A 19460-nucleotide genomic window follows, 5' to 3' on the forward strand; every position below is an offset into this window, starting at 1 on the left:
CCGCGTCGGCGCCCGTCACCGCAGAGCCGCGCCGTCGGCGTCGAGCTGCATCTTCGGGCGCCCGGTCACCAGCAGCCAGGCGGGCAGCGTGGCCACGCACAGCAGGGGGAGCAGATTCGGGTCGGCGGCCAGCACCGCCGCGGTGAACAGGCTCAGCCATCCCTGCCGGGTGATCGCGAGCAGGATCCCGAGCACCCCGCAGATGACCGCGACGGTCGGATGCACGGCCGGTACGAGCGCGTGCGCGCAGAGCCCGAGCGAGACTCCGACGAAGACGCCCGGGAAGATCCGTCCGCCCCGGAAGCCGCAGGCCGCCGCGATCGTCATGGCGACCAGCTTCACCACCGACATCAGCGCGAACTGCCCCGCCGACCAGCCGTCCGGGTCGGAGGCCAGCGTCTTCACCTCGTCCAGCCCCTTGAAGAGGGTGAGGTATCCGCCGAGCGCCCCGAGGAGGCCGAGCAGCAGTCCGCCGAGGGTCAGGGCGAGTACGGGACGCCCGACGCGCCGGAAGACGGCGTGGGCGTACGGGAAGGCGTACACGGCGGCCATACCCAGCGCCGCGGCGGTCGGTGCGATCACCAGCGCGCCCAGGGCGTCGGTCCAGCGGCCCCCCGGATAGTTGGGCAGCGACAGGTCGAAGGTCGGGTGGTCGATCAGTACGGTCATCAGCCCGCCGGCCCCGGCGGCGACCAGCGGTCCGAAGAGCTTGTCCCAGAGCGAGCCCGGCCCGGGCTGGGTCGCGAAGGTCTCCGTGAGGATGAGCGCGGCGGCCACGGGCGTGCCGAAGAGCGCCCCGATCGTGCCGGCGGCGGCCAGCGAGACCCAGAGCGCGGCCGGGGCGTCAGGGGCGATCTTGCGGCCGAGCCAGTAGGCGAGCGCGATGTTGGCCGCGGTGATCGGGTTCTCGGGGCCCAGACTCACCCCGCCCGCCAGGGCCAGTCCGGTGGCCAGCAGCAGACCGGGCACGACGCCGGGCGGCAGCGGGCGGTCGACGAGCCCGGTCGTGGCGGGGTCGGGTCCCGCGTGCCCGTGCACCTGCCGTACGACCAGACCCACCGCGAGCCCGGTCGCGGTGAGCATCACGATCATCCACAGGGAGGAGTGAGGGCCGATGCCGAGCGCGTCGGGCAGCGTCTGCCAGAGCACGTTCTTGAGCAGATCGGCCAGCCCGCTGATCCCGAGCAGGAGAAGGCTCGCGAGCACGCCGACGGCCAGCGAGGGAAGAATCAGCGGAAGGAGCGTGCGCCCGGAAGGGTCCGACGGGGCGGACGGAGTGTCAGTGGCCACGCGCACACCGTAATGGCACAAATGCGGCAAACCGTCCCCATGGGAAGAGGCTTGCACCTCACGTGGCGTGAGGACACAGGCTGATGCCGTACCGAACACCACCGGACGACACGGACCGGTGGACGGCAGGGAGCGAGGAAGGCCATGAGCTACTCCGTGGGACAGGTGGCGGTGTTCGCCGGAATCACGGTGCGCACGCTGCACCACTACGACGAGATCGCCCTGCTCTCCCCGAGCGGCCGCAACCACGCGGGACACCGGCGTTACGACGACGCCGACCTGGACCGCCTGCAACGGATCCTGTTCTACCGGGAGCTCGGCTTCCCGCTCGACGAGGTCGCGGTCCTTCTGGACGACCCCGACGCGGACCCGCAGGAGCACCTGCGCCGCCAGCACGAACTGCTGTCGGCCCGTATCGCCGAACTCCAGAAGATGGCCGAGGCAGTGGAGCACGCCATGGAGGCGAAGAAGATGGGCATCAATCTCTCCCCCGAGGAGAAGTTCGAGGTCTTCGGAGGCAAGGACCCCGAGCGGTACGGCGAGGAGGCCGAGCAGCGCTGGGGCGGGACGCCGGGCTACGAGGAGACCCAGCGGCGCGTCGCCCGCTACACCAAGGACGACTGGAAGCGGATGCAGGACGAGGTCGCCGACTGGGGCGCGCGCTACGACGCGCTCATGGAGGCGGGTGAGCCCCCGACCGGGGAGCGGGCCGTGGCCATGGCCGAGGAGCACCGCCGGCACATCACCAAGTGGTTCTACGACTGCACACCCGAGATCCACCGGGGCCTCGGTGACCTGTATGTGTCCGACGAGCGGTTCCGGGAGTTCTACGACTCGATGCGGCCGGGCCTGGCCGAGCACGTGAGGGCGGCGATACACGCGAACGCCGACCGGGTCGGATAGCCGCCGACGGGGAGCAGCGGCGTGGACCGGGGACGAAACGCGCGCTTCGGACCCGGCCACGCCCATCTCAAGCCGTGCGGCCCGGGTGGAACCTCAATGAGGGGCGGAGCGTTGATAGCTTTGGGCAGCCGACAACCGCTGATGGCGGCTGGACGACGCTGATGCAGCGACGGCCGATTTCGACGATCGACCGACTATCGACTCAGGAGCCCCGGACCTCGTGACAACCCTTGCGCTCGGACCGAGCTGGCTTGACCCGGACTATCTGATCGGGACCTTCGGCCTGATCGGCGTCCTGGTCATCGTGTTCGCCGAATCCGGCCTGCTCATCGGCTTCTTCCTGCCGGGTGACTCGCTGCTCTTCACCACCGGACTCCTGGTGACGTCCGGCACGCTCGACAGGCCGCTGTGGCTCGTCTGTCTGCTGATCGTGCTGGCGGCGATCATCGGCGACCAGGTCGGCTATCTCTTCGGCCGCAAGGTCGGCCCGGCGCTCTTCAAGCGCCCGGACTCCAAGTTCTTCAAACAGGAGAACGTGGAGAAGGCGCACGAGTTCTTCGAGAAGTACGGCCCCAAGTCGCTGGTGCTGGCCCGCTTCGTGCCCATCGTGCGGACGTTCACGCCGATCATCGCGGGCGTCAGCCGCATGAACTACCGGTCGTTCGTCACGTTCAACATCATCGGCGGTGTGCTCTGGGGCGCGGGCGTCACCCTGCTCGGTGCCGCCCTCGGCAAGATCGAGTTCGTGCACAAGAACATCGAGATGATCCTCATCCTGATCGTGCTGCTCTCGGTGCTGCCGATCGTGATCGAGTTCATGCGGGCGCGTTCCAAGTCCAAGAAGGCCGCCGCGTCGGGTGAGCCCACAGCGACCGCGGGGCACGTGCCGCCCGCCGACCACACCCAGGTGCCGCAGGACTTCCAGACCCAGCAGCTGCGGGTCACGCGCGACGAGTACGGGGCGCCCCGGCCGTACGGCCAGCAGGACGACCCCGAGGGCCCGTCGCGCGGGCGTCACGCCAGGCGGTAGGAGACACCGCACCCACGCCGTCAGAAGCCGCGCGTCCGCTTGGCCGCGCGGCGGCTCGAACCGCGTCCCGACCCCGGCACCTTCAGGAACAGCCGGGAGAGCTCGCCGCCGAAGTTGACCCCGATGGCGATCGCCAGGGCCAGCGCGGCGGCCGTGGACAGCGAGGCCAGCCCCACGTTCACGTTGTTCTGCGCGAAACCGAGCAGACCGAAGTACGTCGCGGAGCCCGGCAGCAGCGGCCCGATCGCCGCGGTGACGTACGGCAGCGCCGACGCGAACTGGTAGCGGGAGAACAACTGCCCGAACAGCCCCACCACACCGGCGGCCACCGCCGTCGACGCCACCGGCGAGATCCCGGCGGTGTCGTGCATCGCCCCGTACACGGTCCAGGCCACGCCCCCGTTCAGGGACACCATCAGCACGGTGGATCGTTCCTGCTGGAGCAGGATCGCGAAGGCGAAACTCAGCGCCACGGCGGCGCAGATCTGGAGCACCGGCCGCCCCTCCCCGGCCTGGAGCGGCACGTCGGGGTGGAGCTGGGCGTTCAGCTGGACGCCCAGATACAGCGCGATCAGCACCCCCATCACGATCGCGATGAAGAAGTACATGACTTCGAGCAGCCGGGCGGCGGCGGTGATGTAGTAGCCGGTCAGTCCGTCCTGGACACCCGCGACCAGGGCCCGCCCCGGCAGCAGCGCGAAGAGCCCACCGGTGATCACGGCGGACGGCCGGATGTCCCAGTTCGTGTGGGAGGCGCCCAGTGTCAGCGCGACGCCGATCGCGGCCGGCGGCATCGCGGCGGCCACGAATTGGTAGAACTCCGGAATCCCGCGCCCCGCGCACAGCCAGGCCAGCCGGTCGCCCAGCATCGCGCCGATCATCGCCGCGACGAACACCACCAGACCACCACCGACCAGTACCGACGCCGACCCGGCCAGCAGCCCGCTCGCGGCGGTCAGCGCCCAGCCGGGATACGGATGCCGGTTACGCCGGATCTCGGCCAGCCGCCGGTACGCCTCCTCCAGCGTGATGTCGGTGTCCTCGGTGGTGATGTCATCGACGAGCGTGTAGACGGCGGCGAGCCGGGTGTAGTCGGTGCCCCGTCTGCGTACGGTGCGACTGGCCGTCACCGGGTCGTCCACGAGCGACGGCTGGTAGGAGATCGACAGCAGCGTGAAGGTGACGTTCGGCTCGCAGCGGTCGAGACCGTACGCGCGGCTGACGGCGAACATCGCGGCCTCGACGTCCTCGGCCCCCTCGCCACCCGCCAGCAGCAACTCGCCGATACGCAGCGTCAGGTCGAGCACGCGCGGGACGGCGGGCCCCGCCTCGTCGTGCCGCTGCACGATCTCCGCCACCGGCCGGTCCCCGACCGGCATCCGCAGCAGCGTGCGCATCTGGTCCTGCCAGGGCACCTCCTTGCGCAGCCGGACGACGGGCACGCCCTCCGCGGGGGTGAAGGCGTGGGGCGACTGCCTGGCGCGATAGGTCCGCGGCGGATCGAAGGCCGACCGTTCGGTCTCCTGGGTGCTCTCCGGGCTCAGCCCTTGCGGAACCGCGAATTCCGAGGTGGGACTGTCCTCCTCCGGAACGTGCACCTGGTCCATGCCGGACGGCGGCGTGAACGCGCTGTGCGCCTCGTCGGACGGGGGCTTACGGTCCTCCGCCTCGTCCCGGTCGGCCACCACTGCTCGCCCTCACTCACTCTCGTCGGTGCCGCTCCGGCACGGTTCGCACAGTCATCCGTTCAGTATGGACACGCCCCTTCGTACGGGCGCACGCGAGCGGCGGACGGCGCACCCGTACGGTGCGCTGCCCGCCGCTCGTAGGAGCCTGTTCAGGCGCCTCGGGCCCTCCGGCCCATGTGACGCGCGCTCAGTGCGCGCCGCCCTGCGCCTCAAGGCGCTTGTACGAGGCCTCGATCTCGGCCTCCGCCTCGGCGCGGCCCACCCAGTCCGCGCCCTCGACCGACTTGCCGGGCTCCAGGTCCTTGTAGACCTCGAAGAAGTGCTGGATCTCCAGGCGGTCGAACTCCGACACGTGGTGGATGTCCCTCAGGTGCTCCACGCGCGGGTCCGAGGCGGGGACGCACAGCAGCTTGTCGTCGCCACCGGCCTCGTCCGTCATCCGGAACATGCCGATCGCGCGGCACTTGATGAGACAGCCGGGGAACGTCGGCTCGTCCAGGATGACCAGCGCGTCCAGCGGGTCGCCGTCCTCGCCGAGGGTGTTCTCGACGAAGCCGTAGTCGGCCGGGTAGCTGGTCGAGGTGAAGAGACGACGGTCAAGGCGGATCCGGCCGGTCTCGTGGTCCACCTCGTACTTGTTTCGCGAACCCTTAGGGATCTCGATGGTGACGTCGAACTCCACGGGTGGCTCCTCCATGATCAACACAACTGTCAGTGATGCTGCTGTCGGTGATACCGCACGTCACCGGGGCCGACCCCGGGCCGAGCAGGATCGGCCATCGCTGGCCGGGGCACCGTGCTCGTGGCAACGCGCAGTGATTAAGTGTCCCCCACGCAGCTGTGTGATCGCGAAAGGGGCTGATCAACCGTGCTTGAGCCGAAAGTGTGGCAGCTCACGGCAGGTTCCGCCGTGCTCGGCCTGGTACTGGCGGCCGGGGCGGTGGCCTTGGCCGGCCCCTGGGACTCCGGTCAGCGTAAGGCCGAGCGGGACTGGGCCGCCGCTCAGGGCCGTACAGGTGGCGCACATCACCCGGGTGGACACCCGGGCAAGCCGGCGCCCGCGCCCAGCGCCGCCGGAGTGCTCGACGAACTCGCCCCACCGGTCGAGTCCCTGTCCGCGCCCGCCGATCTGCCGGACGGCCTCAGGAAGACCCTCGGGCCGCTGCTCGAATCCCCCGACCTCGGACCGGCGCCCGCGGCGTCCGTCGTCGATGTGGCGACGGGCAAGCAGCTGTTCGGCGAGCGGGCCGACCGGCCGATGGCACCGGCCTCCACCATCAAGATCGCGACGGCGGTCGCCGCGCTGTCGGCACTCGGCCCCGACCACCGCATCGGCACCACCGTGGTCACGGCCGACGACAAGGCCAAGGGCGACGACCCGACTGAGATCACCCTCGTCGGCGGCGGCGACGCCACCCTCGATCGCAAGCGCCTGCGCGCCCTCGCCGAGGACACCGCCAGGGCGCTGCGCGACCGCGGCGTCCACGAGGTCGCCCTCCGCTTCGACGTCTCCCTGTACTCCGGGCCCCGCGAACACCCGATCGGCCCCAACGACAACATCGCCCCCGTCACCGCCCTGATGAACGGCCAGGGCCGCCTCGACGACTCCGCGCGCGACTCCTTCGGCGGCCCGGCACCGCGCAGCGGCGACCCGGCGGGCGACGCCGCCGACGTCTTCGCCGACCTCCTGCGCGAACGCGGCCTCAAGACCTCCGGGCCTCCGGTCATGCGCAAGGCGCCCAAGGACGCCGACCGTCTCGCGGTGACGTACTCGCGCCCCGTGTCCGCCCTGGTCGAACGGATGCTGACGAACAGCGACAACGACATCGCCGAATCACTCGTCCGGCAGACCGCCATCAAGGCGGGCAGGCCGGCGAGCTTCGCCGGCGCCCAACAGGCCGTGCAGGCCGAGCTGAAGGAGCAGAAACTGCCCGTCGGCGGCGCGCTCCTGCGTGACGGCAGCGGTCTCAACCGCCACGACAGGATCACCAGCGGCCTGCTCACCGCGCTGCTCGCCCGCGCGGCCGACCCCGACCGGCCCGAGCTGCGCCCGGTTCTCACCGGCCTCCCGGTGGCCGGATTCAGCGGCACGCTCCAGGGCCGGTACACCGACGCCGACGCGATCACCGGCAGCGGCATGATCCGGGCCAAGACCGGCACGCTGACCGGCGTGAACTCTCTGGCGGGCACGGTCGTCGGACCCGGCGGACGGCTCCTCGCCTTCGCCTTCCTGGCGGAGAAGGCCCCGGGCCCCGATACGGCCCAACGGGCGCTGGACCACCTCTCGGCGGAACTCACGTCCTGACCGCCCCCGCCCCCGCACGGCGACCGGCGCGGTCGGGGGTACCACCCGGGCGCCGGCCCGGACCGCCCAGGACGGCGAAGGCGCGGCCGACACCCCACCGCCTTTCGGCCCGAGCACGTACGGTTGACGCATGACGAGCATCGGTGGGGCCGAGATGGTGGACTGGAATCTCGCGGTGGCAACCGCGACCCGCCTCGCGCGGCCGGGACCGGAAGTGAGCCGGGACGAGGCCCGCGAGATCGTCGCCGAGCTGCGGCGGCACGCCAAGGCGGCCGAGGAGCACGTGCGCGCCTTCACGCGGATGATCCCCGAGGGCCATGAGCCACCGGACACCCCGGTCCTGGTCGTGGACCGCGCGGGCTGGATCAAGGCGAACGTCGCGGGCTTCCGCGAGCTGCTCAAGCCGCTCCTCGACAAGATGCAGGACCGCCGTTCCGGCACCCCGGGCGGCGCCGTCCTCGGCGCGGTCGGCGGCAAGGTGACCGGCGTCGAGCTGGGCATGCTGCTGTCCTTCCTCTCGTCCCGTGTCCTCGGCCAGTACGAGACGTTCGCGCCGCCGAGCCGCGACCTGCCTTCGAGTGACGGCGGTGGCGGCCGGCTGCTGCTCGTCGCGCCGAACATCGTGCACGTCGAGCGCGAACTGGGCGTCGACCCGCACGACTTCAGGCTCTGGGTCTGTCTGCACGAGGAGACCCACCGCACCCAGTTCACCGGCGTGCCGTGGCTGCGTGACCACCTTGAGGGCGAGATCCAGTCATTCCTGGAGGAGACCGACGTCGACCCCTCCACCGTCGTGGAACGCCTGCGTGAGGCGGCCCAGTCGCTCACCGGCAACCGCCCCGAGGGCGAGGAGGACGACGACGGCCGGAGCCTGGTCGAGCTGGTGCAGACCCCCGGCCAGAAGGAGATCCTCGGCCGTCTCACCGCCGTCATGTCGCTGCTCGAAGGCCATGCCGACTACGTGATGGACGGCGTCGGGCCCCAGGTCGTGCCCTCGGTGGCCGAGATCCGCGAGAAGTTCCAGCAGCGCAGGGCCAAGGGCGCGAGCCGGCTCGACCAGGCGCTGCGCAAGCTGCTGGGTCTGGACGCGAAGCTGCGGCAGTACCGGGACGGGGAGCGGTTCGTACGAGCCGTGGTGGACGAGGTCGGCATGGACGGCTTCAACCGCGTCTGGACCTCCCCCAACACCCTTCCCACCAAGGCGGAGATCGCCAAGCCGGCCGACTGGATCGCACGGGTGCACCGCAAGGCCGACTCCTAGAGCAGCGGCAGGGCCGCGGCCTCCTTGGGAGGGGGCCGCGAGGACCCGCCCTGGATGTCAACGTCCACATGTGTCCACCGGAATGGGACAGCATCACCCATCCGAGGGACCGTGGGCGGTGGGTAGGCGTGCAATGCTCGGGGAACGGCCCGGTTCTGTCACCATCGACGCACTCTGTGTGACTGAACCCCGTCCCCACTCCGACCGAGGCACCCCCCAAATATCACGAAGGGCACCGGACATGGGTCCCCATCCTGCGGTCGCGGCGATACGCCTGGCGGTCCGCCGCGTACTCCACGACGTCATCACCGAATGCTCCGAACGCGCGAGCTCCGACATCGAGCGCTCCCGGCTCACCACCGCGGCCGTCGCCGACCGCGCCGCCGCACCGCCCCCGGCCGACGAACGGCCGCTGGTGCTCGTCGCCTGTTCCGGAGGCGCCGACTCCATGGCGCTCGCCTCCGCCCTCGCCTTCGAGGCCCGCAAGCTCTCCGTCCGCGCGGGCGCCGTCACCGTCGACCACGGCCTCCAGTCCGGCTCCGACCTCCGTGCCGCCGAAGTCGTCTCCCGGCTCACCGCCATGCGACTCGACCCCGTCGAGTCCGTCGCCGTGACCGTCGGTCGCGACGGCGGACCCGAGGCAGCCGCCCGCGACGCCCGTTACGCCGCCCTGGACGCCGCCGCCGAACGCCACGGCGCCGTCGCCGTCCTGCTCGGCCACACCCGCGACGACCAGGCGGAGACGGTCCTGCTCGGCCTCGCCCGCGGCTCGGGCACCCGCTCGCTCTCCGGGATGGCCCCCGTCTCCGGCGCCACCGGACGCTACCGCCGCCCCTTCCTCCAACTCGACCGGCAGACCGCCCGCAAGGCGTGCCTGGTCCAGGCGATCCCGGTGTGGGACGACCCGCACAACGCGGACCCCGCGTACACCCGTTCACGTCTGCGCCACGAGGGACTGCCCGCCCTGGAGAAGGCGCTCGGCAAGGGCGTCGTCGAGGCCCTGGCCCGTACGGCGCAGCTCTCCCGCGACGACGCCGACGCCCTCGACGCGTGGGCCGCCGACGTCGAGTCCGCCGTACGGGACGACACCGGACAACTGGAATGCGCCAAGCTGTACGCGCTGCCGCCCGCCGTCCGCCGGCGCGTCCTGCGCCGGGCCGCCGTCGTCGCCGGGGCGCCCGCCGGATCGCTCTTCGCCCGGCACATCGAGGAGATCGACCGCCTGATCACGGGCTGGCGGGGCCAGGGCGCCATCAATCTGCCGGGCCGCGTCGAGGCCCAACGGCAGGGTGGCAGACTGGTCATCCGGCAGGGCTGACGCGCTGAAGCACGACGGCTGTGTCTCCGGGGTGGCGAGTTCCGGCCTCCTGGCCGACAACGAAAGTGATGCGGGTGGACCACAAGGACATGGGCGCCGACCTCCAGTCGGTGCTCATCACCAAGGAAGAAATCGACGCGAAGCTGGTCGAACTGGCCGCCAAGATCGACGCGGAGTACGCGGGTAAGGACGTCCTTCTCGTCGGCGTCCTCAAGGGCGCCGTCATGGTGATGGCGGACCTGGCGCGTGCCCTGTCCACTCCCGTGACGATGGACTGGATGGCCGTGTCCTCGTACGGCGCCGGGACCCAGTCGTCCGGTGTGGTCCGGATCCTCAAGGACCTGGACACCGACATCAAGGGCAAGCACGTCGTCATCGTCGAGGACATCATCGACTCGGGTCTGACGCTCTCGTGGCTGCTGTCCAACCTCGGCTCGCGCGAGCCCGCCTCACTGGAAGTCTGCACGCTGCTCCGTAAGCCGGATGCCGCAAAGGTCGCGATCGATGTGAAATGGATCGGATTCGACATTCCCAATGAGTTCGTCGTCGGCTATGGCCTCGATTACGCGGAGAAGTACCGCAATCTGCCATTCGTCGGCACACTCGCCCCCCATGTGTACGGCGGCTGAGCCGGGCACCGGGCCCGCCGGGCCGGGCCGGGAACCCCCGCACCGCTCCCGCCGTTGGAGCATGGGAAGACCGGTTTACCGGCAGTCCCGTGCGGTCGCGGGTGACAATGCTGGGGTACCGTCCGAAGAACAGTCTTTTCTCACAGCAGCATTTACCTACGGGCAGGAGGGACGGGGCGTTCTCGCTCCGTATGGATGGACGTGAAGCGATACTTCCGTGGGCCGGTCATGTGGATCGTGCTGGCCGTCCTCGCCGTGGTCGTGTTGATGCAGGTCGTCGGCTCGTCGGGCGGCTACAAGACGGTGGACACCGGCGAGGTCGTCCAGGCGATCGACAAGAACCAGGTCGACCAGGTCAAGCTGACCACAGGCGACGAACAGATCATCAAGATCGACCTCAAGGACGGCACCAAGGTCCAGGGCGGCGACAAGGTCCAGGCGAGCTACATCGGCTCGCAGGGCTCGCAACTGGCCGCCAAGCTCCAGGCCAAGTTCGAGAGCGGCGACATCAAGCAGGGCTACACGGTCTCGCCTTCGAAGCAGAGTCCGTTCGTCTCTGTGCTGCTCTCCCTGCTGCCGTTCGTCCTCATCGTCGTGGTCTTCCTGTTCCTGATGAATCAGATGCAGGGCGGCGGCTCCCGAGTCATGCAGTTCGGGAAGTCCAAGGCCAAACTCATTACCAAGGACACGCCCAAGACGACGTTCGCCGACGTCGCGGGGTCCGAGGAGGCCGTCGAGGAACTGCACGAGATCAAGGAGTTCCTCCAGGAGCCCGCGAAGTTCCAGGCCGTCGGCGCCAAGATCCCGAAGGGTGTGCTGCTCTACGGCCCGCCCGGTACGGGCAAGACGCTGCTCGCCCGCGCCGTCGCCGGTGAGGCCGGCGTCCCGTTCTACTCGATCTCCGGTTCCGACTTCGTCGAGATGTTCGTCGGTGTCGGTGCCTCCCGGGTGCGTGACCTCTTCGAGCAGGCCAAGGCGAACGCCCCGGCGATCGTCTTCGTCGACGAGATCGACGCCGTCGGCCGGCACCGCGGTGCGGGCCTCGGCGGTGGCCACGACGAGCGCGAGCAGACGCTCAACCAGCTGCTCGTCGAGATGGACGGCTTCGACGTGAAGGGCGGCGTCATCCTGATCGCCGCCACGAACCGGCCCGACATCCTCGACCCGGCGCTGCTGCGCCCGGGACGCTTCGACCGCCAGATCGCGGTCGACCGCCCGGACATGCAGGGCCGGCTGGAGATCCTCAAGGTCCACCAGAAGGGCAAGCCGGTCGCCCCGGACGTCGACCTGGGTGCTGTCGCCCGTCGTACGCCCGGCTTCACCGGAGCGGACCTGGCGAACGTGCTGAACGAAGCGGCGCTCCTCACGGCGCGCAGCGACAAGAAGCTCGTCGACAACCACTCGCTGGACGAGGCGATCGACAGAGTCGTGGCGGGCCCGCAGAAGCGGACCCGGATCATGTCCGAGAAGGAAAAGAAGATCACCGCGTACCACGAGGGCGGCCACGCCCTGGTCGCCGCGGCGTCTCCGAACTCCGACCCGGTGCACAAGATCACGATCCTGTCCCGCGGCCGGGCCCTGGGTTACACCATGGTCCTGCCGGACGAGGACAAGTACTCGACCACGCGCAACGAGATGCTCGACCAGCTGGCCTACATGATGGGCGGGCGCGCGGCGGAGGAGCTGGTCTTCCACGACCCGACCACCGGCGCCGCCAACGACATCGAGAAGGCGTCGGCGACGGCACGGGCCATGGTCACGCAGTACGGCATGACCGAGCGGCTCGGCGCGATCAAGTTCGGTGGCGACAACACCGAGCCCTTCGTCGGACGTGAGATGGGCCACCAGCGCGACTACTCGGAAGAGGTCGCCGCGCTGGTCGACGAAGAAGTCAAGAAGCTGATCGAGACGGCGCACAACGAGGCCTGGGAGATCCTCGTCGAGAACCGCGACGTTCTCGACAACCTGGTCCTCGCGCTGCTGGAGAAGGAGACGCTCAACAAGGAGCAGATCGCCGAGATCTTCTCGACGATCGTCCGGCGCCCGGCCCGTCCGGCCTGGACCGGCTCCTCACGGCGTACGCCTTCGACACGTCCCCCGGTGCTCTCGCCCAAGGAGCTGGCCCTCACGAACGGAGCGGCCGGCGGCAACGGCGCGCTGCCCGGTGTGACGACCGGCGACCCGGCGGCCGAGGCCGTTCCGGAGGAGCGTCCGGAGAGCTGATCCCGAGCTTCTCACCAGGCCCGGAATAGATGCCGCGCCCCACAGGTCTTAGCCTGATGGGGCGCGGCATTTGTGTGGTCGCGCATGGAACGGCAGAGGAACGAGGCCCAGATGACCAACCCCGTGAGGCTGGACGGCGAGGGTGTGATCGGCGAGTTCGACGAGAAGCGGGCCGAGGCCGCCGTACGAGAGCTTCTGATCGCGGTCGGGGAGGACCCGGACCGCGAGGGACTGCGCGAGACACCGGAGCGGGTGGCCCGCTCGTACAAGGAGATATTCGCGGGACTGTGGCAGCGGCCCGAGGACGTCCTGACGACGACGTTCGACCTCGGCCACGACGAGATGGTCCTGGTGAAGGACATCGAGGTGCAGAGTTCCTGCGAGCACCACCTGGTGCCGTTCCACGGCGTCGCGCACGTCGGCTACATCCCGTCGGCCGACGGGAAGATCACCGGGCTGTCCAAGCTGGCGCGGCTGGTGGACGTGTTCGCCCGCAGGCCGCAGGTCCAGGAGCGGCTGACCACGCAGATCGCGGACTCGCTGATGAAGATCCTCGATCCGCGCGGCGTGATCGTGGTCATCGAGTGCGAGCACATGTGCATGTCCATGCGCGGAGTGCGCAAGCCCGGCGCCAAGACGATCACCTCGGCGGTACGCGGGCAGCTGCGCGACCCCGCGACCCGTAACGAGGCGATGAGCCTGATCATGGCCCGCTGAACCACTGCGCTGAGCGAGGGGCGGCTCGGTCAGGCGTGGGCGGTGCCGTGGCCCTGGTTCTCGTCGTCGCGCCCGTCGGGGAGCTTGCAGACACGCTCCAGGAAGAACGCCGCGGCGATGACCGCGATCCCGGCGACCACCGAGGCACCCGCGTAGTAAGCCTGGTCCCGCCGGGCGGGCACGTCCAGCGAACCGAGCAGGAACACTCCCGTGCCGCCGTACATCCCGGCGACCAGCGCCGCGACCAGCGCGCTCGCGTGCCCGAACACGACCGCGCGGGCCGCCATCAGCGGATCCACACCCTTGGCTCCCGGCCTGCGCTCACGCTGGGCGCGCAGCCGGGAGCGCAGTGAGAGCGCCGTCGCCGCCAGGACGACGGCGATCGCCGCGAGCACGATGGGTGCGGCGAGGGGCACGCTGGGCAGGGTGCCGAGCGAGTCCCAGAGGCGGGCACCGCCCCAGGAGAGCACCCCGGCCACGGCGAAGACGCCCGCCAGAACCCTGATCCGCAACTGCGTCACCGCGAAAGCCCGCCCTTCACCCGTACTCGTCATCCACACACGCCGTCGGCACCCGGTCGATCGGCCGGCCTGTCGGCCGATTCGCAGAGACTAACGACTAGTCGGGCAGGCGAAGTTCCAGGTCCGCGCGCGGCTCCACGCCGGCCTGCTCCACGACGGCGAGCAGTTCGGAGACCGTACCCCGCCCGGTGAGCAGCGCCTCGGGCTCCACGTCGTGCCAGGGCACCAGCACGAAGGCGCGCTGATGGGCGCGCGGGTGCGGCAGGGTGAGCACCGGGTCGTCCGAGACGACGTCCGCGTACGCCACGATGTCGACGTCGATCGTGCGCGGCCCCCAACGCTCCACGCGGACGCGGTCGAAGGCCTCCTCGACGGCCTGGGCGCGCTCCAGCAGCGACGAGGGCGGCAGCGTGGTCTTCACCACGACGACCGCGTTGAAGTACGAGGGCTGGGTGCCCGGTTCGACGCCCCAGGGCACCGTCTCGTACACCGGTGACACCGCTTTGACCCGCAGGCCCGGGGTGTCCTCCAGCGCGTCGATGGCGCCCTGGAGGGTCTCCAGCCGGTTGCCGAGGTTGGAGCCGAGGCTGATCACGGCGCGCTTCGGATTGGACAGGGTGACGTCCGCCGCGTCGACCTGCGCCACCACCGAGGCCGGCACCGGCTGAACGGTCGGGTCGCTCTGGGGATTCATACTCGGCTCCGGGTGATGGTGATGGTCACATCGTCGAAGGGCACCGTGATCGGGGCGTCCGGCTTGTGCAGCGTCACCTCGACCTCGTCGACGCCGTCGTGCTTCAGACACTGTTCCGCGATGCGCTCGGCGAGCGTCTCGATCAGGTCGACGGGCTCGCCCCGCACGACGGCCACGACCTCCTCGGCCACGATTCCGTAGTGGACGGTTCTCGTCAGGTCGTCACCGGCCGCCGCGGGGCGGGTGTCGAGGCTCAGCACCAGATCCACGATGAAGGTCTGCCCCTCCTCGCGCTCGTGGGGGAAGACGCCATGGTGCCCACGGGCCTTGAGGCCGCGCAGCGCGAGACGGTCCACGCGAATCACTCCTGCTGTCGTTGGTCAAGTGGGGCACTATGCCGTATGCGGACGGCCGATGTCCCCGGTCGAATCTACTCGCGGGCACCGACAGGGCCTGCCCGTGGGGGCCTCGGGCGCCGCGGGCAGCGACCGCGACGGGCCCCGCGACTCCGGGAACCGCAGGTAGCACCAGCGGCGCGGGACCGGCCCTCGTACGTCGCATACCCAATCAGGCGGGAGTTTCGTCGTCCTGCTCGTCGTTGGTTTCGGCCAGAACGGGTGAGCCGTGGTGGGACCAGAGCCGCCAGCCCTCGGTGGTGCGGCGGAACACGTTCGTCGCCACCACGAGCTGGCCCACGAGCGGGCCGAGCGCGCCGCTCTCCTCGGCAGGGCCGCCGCTGAGGATGTTCTCGGTGCAGGTCACGAGGGCGGTGTCGCCCGCGACCGAGACCACGACATCCGTGAGGAAGAACTGGATGTACTCGGTGTTGGCCATGATCAGCGCGTACGAGCGCAGCACCTCGCCGCGGCCCGAGAGCACCTGCCAGCCCGGGTGGACGCAGCTGACGCCCGGGTTGTCGCCCGCCAGCCAGAGCTCGGACAGCGCGTCGAGGTCGCCGCGCTCCATGGCTTCGTAGAAGGCCGTGTTGAGGGCGTCGACCTGTTCCCTGTCGGTTCCGCTCGGCAGGCTCTTCACCGGGCTCCCTCGACGGCGCGCGAGACGCGGACGGCGTCGGCGGTCGCGCGTACCTCGTGCACCCGTACCGCCCAGGCGCCCTCGTGCGCGGCGATCGCCGACACGGCGGCGCTGGCGGCGTCCCGCTCGCGCGCCGGTGGCGGTCCGCCCTCACCGGCCAGTACGTGGCCGAGGAACCGCTTGCGGGACGCGGCGACCAGCAGGGGCCTGTTCAGCGCCCGCAGGTCCGTGAGGTGGGCCAGCAGCGCGAGATCGTGTTCGGCGCTCTTGGCGAAGCCGAGGCCGGGGTCGATCACCAGGCGCTCGGGGGCGATGCCGCCGGCGATCACCGCGTCCATGCGCTCGCGCAGTTCGGCCACCACCTCGGCGACGACGTCCGTGTAGATCGCGCGGCTGTTCATGTCCTGGCTGAAGCCGCGCCAGTGCATCACGACGAAGGGCACGCCCGCCGCGGCGACGGCGGGCACCATGGCCCGGTCCGCGAGACCGCCGCTGACATCGTTGACCAGGACGGCGCCGGCGGCCACGGCCTGCTCGGCGACGGAGGCCCGCATGGTGTCCACGGAGACGGTGACGCCCTCGGAGGCCAGGCCCCGCACGACGGGCACCACGCGCCGCAGCTCCTCGTCCTCGTCGACCCGAGGGGCGCCGGGACGCGTCGACTCGCCGCCGACGTCCACCAGGTCGGCGCCCTCGCCGACCAGGTCGAGGCCGCGCTTGACGGCGGTGGTGGTGTCGAACCAGCGGCCACCGTCGGAGAAGGAATCGGGCGTCACGTTGACGACCCCCATGACCGCGCAGCGGTCCCACTCCGGGAGGCCCTCGACCGTGCCCCTTCCGCCCTGTGCGCGCAACGTACTCATACGTCCCACCCTAGGCCCGTACGTGCCCCCGCCGCCCCGCACCGTGCGGGGGACGGCCCCGCGAGGGCGGCGCGGGCGGGGGCGCGGTCAGGGCGTGGCGATCTGGGCGACGGTCTCCAGTTCCACCTCGGTGCGGGGGATCGCGTGCGCGTCCGCGTCGATGGAGCGGCGCAGCGCCTCGTGCAGCCGGGCCGGGGTCAGCACGCCGAGGAAGCGCCCCGTCTCCTCCTTGTCGATGACCGCGATCCAGCCGGCGTCGTGCTGGAGCATCGTGGAGAACGCCTGCTTGAGCGAGGCGCCGACGGGCAGCCAGGCCTCCATGCGACGGGCGTGCTCCCGCACGGTGCCCGAGGAGCCGGTCTGCTCGGTGGAGATCCAGCCGTGCAGATTGTCCTCGGCGTCCAGGACGACCGCCCAGCGCGCGCCCTCCTTGGAAAGCTTCGCCGACGCGGCCCGCAGGGGGTCGTCGAGATGCAGGACGGGCGGCTGCTCCAGGTCGCCCTCCTCGATCGGGGTGACCGAGAGCCGCTTGAGACCGCGGTCCGCGCCGACGAAGTCGGCGACGTACGGCGTGGCGGGCGCGCCCAGTACGGCGGCGGGGGCGTCGAACTGCTCGATGGTGCCCTGCCCGTAGACGGCGATCCGGTCACCGAGCCGGACCGCCTCCTCGATGTCGTGCGTGACGAAGAGCACGGTCTTGTTGACGGCGGCCTGGAGTTTCAGGAACTCGTTCTGGAGGTGTTCGCGTACGACGGGGTCGACCGCGCCGAAGGGCTCGTCCATCAGCAGGACCGGCGGATCGGCGGCCAGCGCGCGGGCCACACCGACGCGCTGGCGCTGTCCGCCGGAGAGCTGCTCGGGGTAGCGGTCGCCGTAGACCGACGGGTCGAGGCCGACCAGGTCGAGGAGTTCGGCGGCGCGCGCCCGGCCCTTGTCGCGCTGCCAGCCCAGGAGATGGGGGACGGTCGCCGTGTTCTCCAGGATCGTCTTGTGCGGGAACAGGCCGACCTGCTGGATCACATAGCCGATCCGGCGGCGGAGTTGGACGGGGTCGATGGTCGATATGTCGTCCCCGTCCATGAATATCCGGCCTTCGGTCGGTTCGATCAACCGGTTGACCATCTTCATGGTGGTGGTCTTGCCGCAGCCCGACGGTCCGACGAGCGTGACCAGCTCGCCCGCTCCGACCTCCAGGTTGAGGTCGTCGACGGCCGTGGTGCCGTCCGGGTAGCGCTTGGTGACGTGCTCGAATCGGATCATGATTTCCCCATTGTGACGGGTCTTGTGTGAAGGCAATGTTGCTGGAATGTGGCGGCCTTCCGCGATTGTCAGTGGTCGGGGATAGGGTCGCCCAGACAAAGACACCAGACATACGTTCGGAGAGATAGGGGAGGCGGGGGTGGATGAGCACTCAAAGCTGTCTGGCGGCGAACGAATGGATCTGTGGAGAGTATCTCCGCTCACGTAGCCAGGAGTTGATCGATGCGACCGTCCAGCACATCTGGATCACCGTCGTCTCGATCCTGATCGGGCTGCTCGTGGCCTTTCCACTCGCCCTGCTCGCCCGCACCAAACCGGCTTTCGCCGGCCCCGTGCTCGGACTGACGACCCTGCTCTACACGATCCCGTCGCTGGCGATGTTCTCGCTGCTGCTGCCGTTCTTCGGGCTGTCGTCCGCGCTGGTGATCACGGGTTTGGTGCTCTACTCGCTGACGATCCTTGTGAGGAACATCATCGCGGGCCTCGAATCGGTCCCCGCGGAGGCGAGGGAAGCGGCCCGCGGGATGGGGTACGGCTCCGGGCGGCTGCTCTGGGAGGTCGAGCTGCCGCTCGCGCTGCCCGCGCTGATGGCGGGCGTCCGGATCGCGACCGTCTCCACGATCGCGCTGACGACCGTCGGCTCGATCGTCGGGCGCGGCGGACTCGGCAATCTCATCGAGGACGCGCTGCCCAGTCTGTTCAAGGCGCAGGTGCTCGCCGCCTCCGTACTGTGTGTGCTCCTGGCGATCACCGCCGACCTGCTGCTCCTCGGACTCCAGCGACTGCTGACGCCCTGGACACGGATACGTACGGGCGAGGGCCGCGCGTCCCGCCCGGCGCGCACGGGCCGGCCCGGCCGCGCCGTGAAGGTGGGGGGCTGACCCATGGGTGTTCTGGGCGACGCGTGGACCTGGCTGATGACCGGGTCCAACTGGTCCGGCGAGAGCGGGGCGCTGACCAGGCTCGGTGAGCATGTGTACGTCAGCGGGATCGCGCTCGCGCTCGCCTGCGCGATAGCCCTGCCGACGGCCTTCTACCTCGGGCACATCGGCAAGGGCGGCGCGCTGGCGATCAACATCTCCAACGTGGGGCGGGCGGTGCCGGTCTTCGCGGTGCTCGCCCTGTTCATGCTCTCGCCGCTGCGCAACGCCGGCTATGTGCCGACGATCGTCGCGCTGGTGCTCTTCGCCGTGCCGCCGCTGCTGACCAACGCCTACGTGGGCATGCGGGAGGTGGACCGCGCGGTGCTCGAAGCCGCGAGGGGCATGGGGATGTCCGGCCGCCAGCTCTTCCTGCGGGTCGAGCTGCCCCTCGCGTACCCGATGGTGATGACCGGCCTGCGGTCGGCGTCCGTCCAGGTCGTCGCCACCGCCACGATCGCGGCGATGGTCGGGCAGGGCGGCCTCGGCCGGATCATCACGGCCGGGTTCAACACGTACGACACCCCTCAGGTGGTCGCGGGCGCGCTCCTGGTGGCGCTGCTCGCGCTGGTCGTCGAAGGCGTACTGGTCGCGGTGCACCGGGTGCTCGACCCGTCCCCGTCCCCGGCCGCCGTGCGGGCAACGGTGCCCGGCGCGCGCGACGGCGCGGCGGACAAGGCCGCGGACAGCGCCGGGGGCGACGCGCTCCGTACCGATGACGCGCTCCCACAGGACCGGGTGAAGAAGACCGTGTGACACGACGACGTGCGCATCAACGACCGCGTGACGACCGACTTTTTCCG

Annotated in this window: 19 protein-coding genes; 10 read left to right on the forward strand and 9 right to left on the reverse strand. The window is 70.4% G+C overall.

Annotated features, from left to right (window positions below):
• Positions 1-15: 15 nt before the first annotated feature.
• Entirely contained in the window at positions 16-1290 is a 1275-nt protein-coding gene (locus tag BHU15_RS03830; protein WP_069625859.1) for an ion channel protein, read from the reverse strand.
• Positions 1291-1434: 144 nt separating this feature from the next.
• Here BHU15_RS03830 and BHU15_RS03835 point away from each other — a divergent pair, with 144 nt between their 5' ends.
• The gene (locus BHU15_RS03835; RefSeq protein ID WP_069625860.1) at positions 1435-2193 is read left to right on the forward strand and encodes a MerR family transcriptional regulator; all 759 of its coding nucleotides are present in this window, start codon (positions 1435-1437) and stop codon (positions 2191-2193) included.
• Between the two features lie 220 nt (positions 2194-2413).
• Positions 2414-3223: a DedA family protein gene (locus tag BHU15_RS03840; protein ID WP_079127870.1), complete on the forward strand. Its 810-nt coding sequence runs from the start codon at positions 2414-2416 to the stop codon at positions 3221-3223.
• Positions 3224-3243: 20 nt separating this feature from the next.
• Here BHU15_RS03840 and BHU15_RS03845 read toward each other — a convergent pair whose 3' ends face one another.
• The gene (locus BHU15_RS03845; protein ID WP_069625861.1) at positions 3244-4911 is read right to left on the reverse strand and encodes a threonine/serine exporter family protein; all 1668 of its coding nucleotides are present in this window, start codon (positions 4909-4911) and stop codon (positions 3244-3246) included.
• A 187-nt stretch (positions 4912-5098) separates the two neighbouring features.
• The gene (locus BHU15_RS03850; protein WP_003968257.1) at positions 5099-5593 is read right to left on the reverse strand and encodes an inorganic diphosphatase; all 495 of its coding nucleotides are present in this window, start codon (positions 5591-5593) and stop codon (positions 5099-5101) included.
• A 186-nt stretch (positions 5594-5779) separates the two neighbouring features.
• Between BHU15_RS03850 and dacB the strand changes: the two genes are divergently transcribed.
• The 6 genes from dacB (at position 5780) to folE (ending at position 13364) form a co-directional block, all read left to right on the forward strand.
• Positions 5780-7216, forward strand: coding sequence for a D-alanyl-D-alanine carboxypeptidase/D-alanyl-D-alanine endopeptidase (gene dacB / locus BHU15_RS03855; RefSeq protein WP_069625862.1), 1437 nt, complete (start codon positions 5780-5782; stop codon positions 7214-7216).
• Between the two features lie 130 nt (positions 7217-7346).
• A complete protein-coding gene (locus BHU15_RS03860; RefSeq protein ID WP_069625863.1) occupies positions 7347-8477 on the forward strand; it encodes a zinc-dependent metalloprotease in 1131 nt (376 codons plus the stop codon).
• Between the two features lie 241 nt (positions 8478-8718).
• Positions 8719-9795, forward strand: a complete 1077-nt coding sequence (tilS, locus tag BHU15_RS03865) for a tRNA lysidine(34) synthetase TilS (RefSeq protein WP_069625864.1) — start codon at positions 8719-8721, stop codon at positions 9793-9795.
• A gap of 68 nt (positions 9796-9863) precedes the next feature.
• Positions 9864-10424 carry a hypoxanthine phosphoribosyltransferase gene (gene hpt / locus BHU15_RS03870; RefSeq protein ID WP_023539606.1) on the forward strand — a complete coding sequence of 187 codons (561 nt, stop codon included), beginning with the start codon at positions 9864-9866 and terminating at the stop codon, positions 10422-10424.
• Positions 10425-10619: 195 nt separating this feature from the next.
• Positions 10620-12647, forward strand: a complete 2028-nt coding sequence (ftsH, locus tag BHU15_RS03875; protein ID WP_069625865.1) for an ATP-dependent zinc metalloprotease FtsH — start codon at positions 10620-10622, stop codon at positions 12645-12647.
• 111 nt (positions 12648-12758) lie between these two features.
• On the forward strand, positions 12759-13364 hold the full coding sequence (gene folE, locus BHU15_RS03880; RefSeq protein ID WP_031230190.1) for a GTP cyclohydrolase I FolE: 606 nt from the start codon (positions 12759-12761) through the stop codon (positions 13362-13364).
• A 29-nt stretch (positions 13365-13393) separates the two neighbouring features.
• Here the strand turns inward: folE and BHU15_RS03885 are convergent, their stop codons facing one another.
• The 6 genes from BHU15_RS03885 to BHU15_RS03910 form a co-directional block, all read right to left on the reverse strand.
• Positions 13394-13885, reverse strand: a complete 492-nt coding sequence (locus tag BHU15_RS03885) for a DUF3180 domain-containing protein (protein ID WP_023539603.1) — start codon at positions 13883-13885, stop codon at positions 13394-13396.
• Positions 13886-13982: 97 nt separating this feature from the next.
• Positions 13983-14579, reverse strand: a complete 597-nt coding sequence (gene folK / locus BHU15_RS03890; RefSeq protein WP_023539602.1) for a 2-amino-4-hydroxy-6-hydroxymethyldihydropteridine diphosphokinase — start codon at positions 14577-14579, stop codon at positions 13983-13985.
• Positions 14576-14935 carry a dihydroneopterin aldolase gene (folB, locus tag BHU15_RS03895; protein WP_023539601.1) on the reverse strand — a complete coding sequence of 120 codons (360 nt, stop codon included), beginning with the start codon at positions 14933-14935 and terminating at the stop codon, positions 14576-14578. The genes folK and folB overlap by 4 nt, the downstream gene beginning before the upstream one ends.
• 211 nt (positions 14936-15146) lie before the next feature.
• Complete coding sequence (locus tag BHU15_RS03900; RefSeq protein ID WP_031230187.1) at positions 15147-15605, reverse strand: nuclear transport factor 2 family protein; 459 nt, start codon at positions 15603-15605, stop codon at positions 15147-15149.
• A 5-nt stretch (positions 15606-15610) separates the two neighbouring features.
• Positions 15611-16477 (reverse strand): dihydropteroate synthase, encoded by an 867-nt coding sequence (gene folP / locus BHU15_RS03905; RefSeq protein ID WP_079127871.1) that lies wholly within the window; start codon positions 16475-16477, stop codon positions 15611-15613.
• A gap of 87 nt (positions 16478-16564) precedes the next feature.
• Positions 16565-17737 carry an ABC transporter ATP-binding protein gene (locus BHU15_RS03910; protein WP_069625867.1) on the reverse strand — a complete coding sequence of 391 codons (1173 nt, stop codon included), beginning with the start codon at positions 17735-17737 and terminating at the stop codon, positions 16565-16567.
• A gap of 143 nt (positions 17738-17880) precedes the next feature.
• On the opposite strand from BHU15_RS03910, the gene BHU15_RS03915 reads away from it, so the two are divergent.
• Together BHU15_RS03915 and BHU15_RS03920 are read left to right on the forward strand one after the other, a co-directional pair.
• Positions 17881-18618, forward strand: a complete 738-nt coding sequence (locus BHU15_RS03915) for an ABC transporter permease (RefSeq protein WP_069625868.1) — start codon at positions 17881-17883, stop codon at positions 18616-18618.
• A 3-nt stretch (positions 18619-18621) separates the two neighbouring features.
• A complete protein-coding gene (locus BHU15_RS03920; RefSeq protein WP_079127872.1) occupies positions 18622-19413 on the forward strand; it encodes an ABC transporter permease in 792 nt (263 codons plus the stop codon).
• Positions 19414-19460 lie beyond the last annotated feature (47 nt).

It is taken from the genome of Streptomyces niveus, assembly GCF_001723055.1.
In the GTDB taxonomy this organism is placed as follows: Bacteria; Actinomycetota; Actinomycetes; order Streptomycetales; family Streptomycetaceae; genus Streptomyces; species Streptomyces niveus.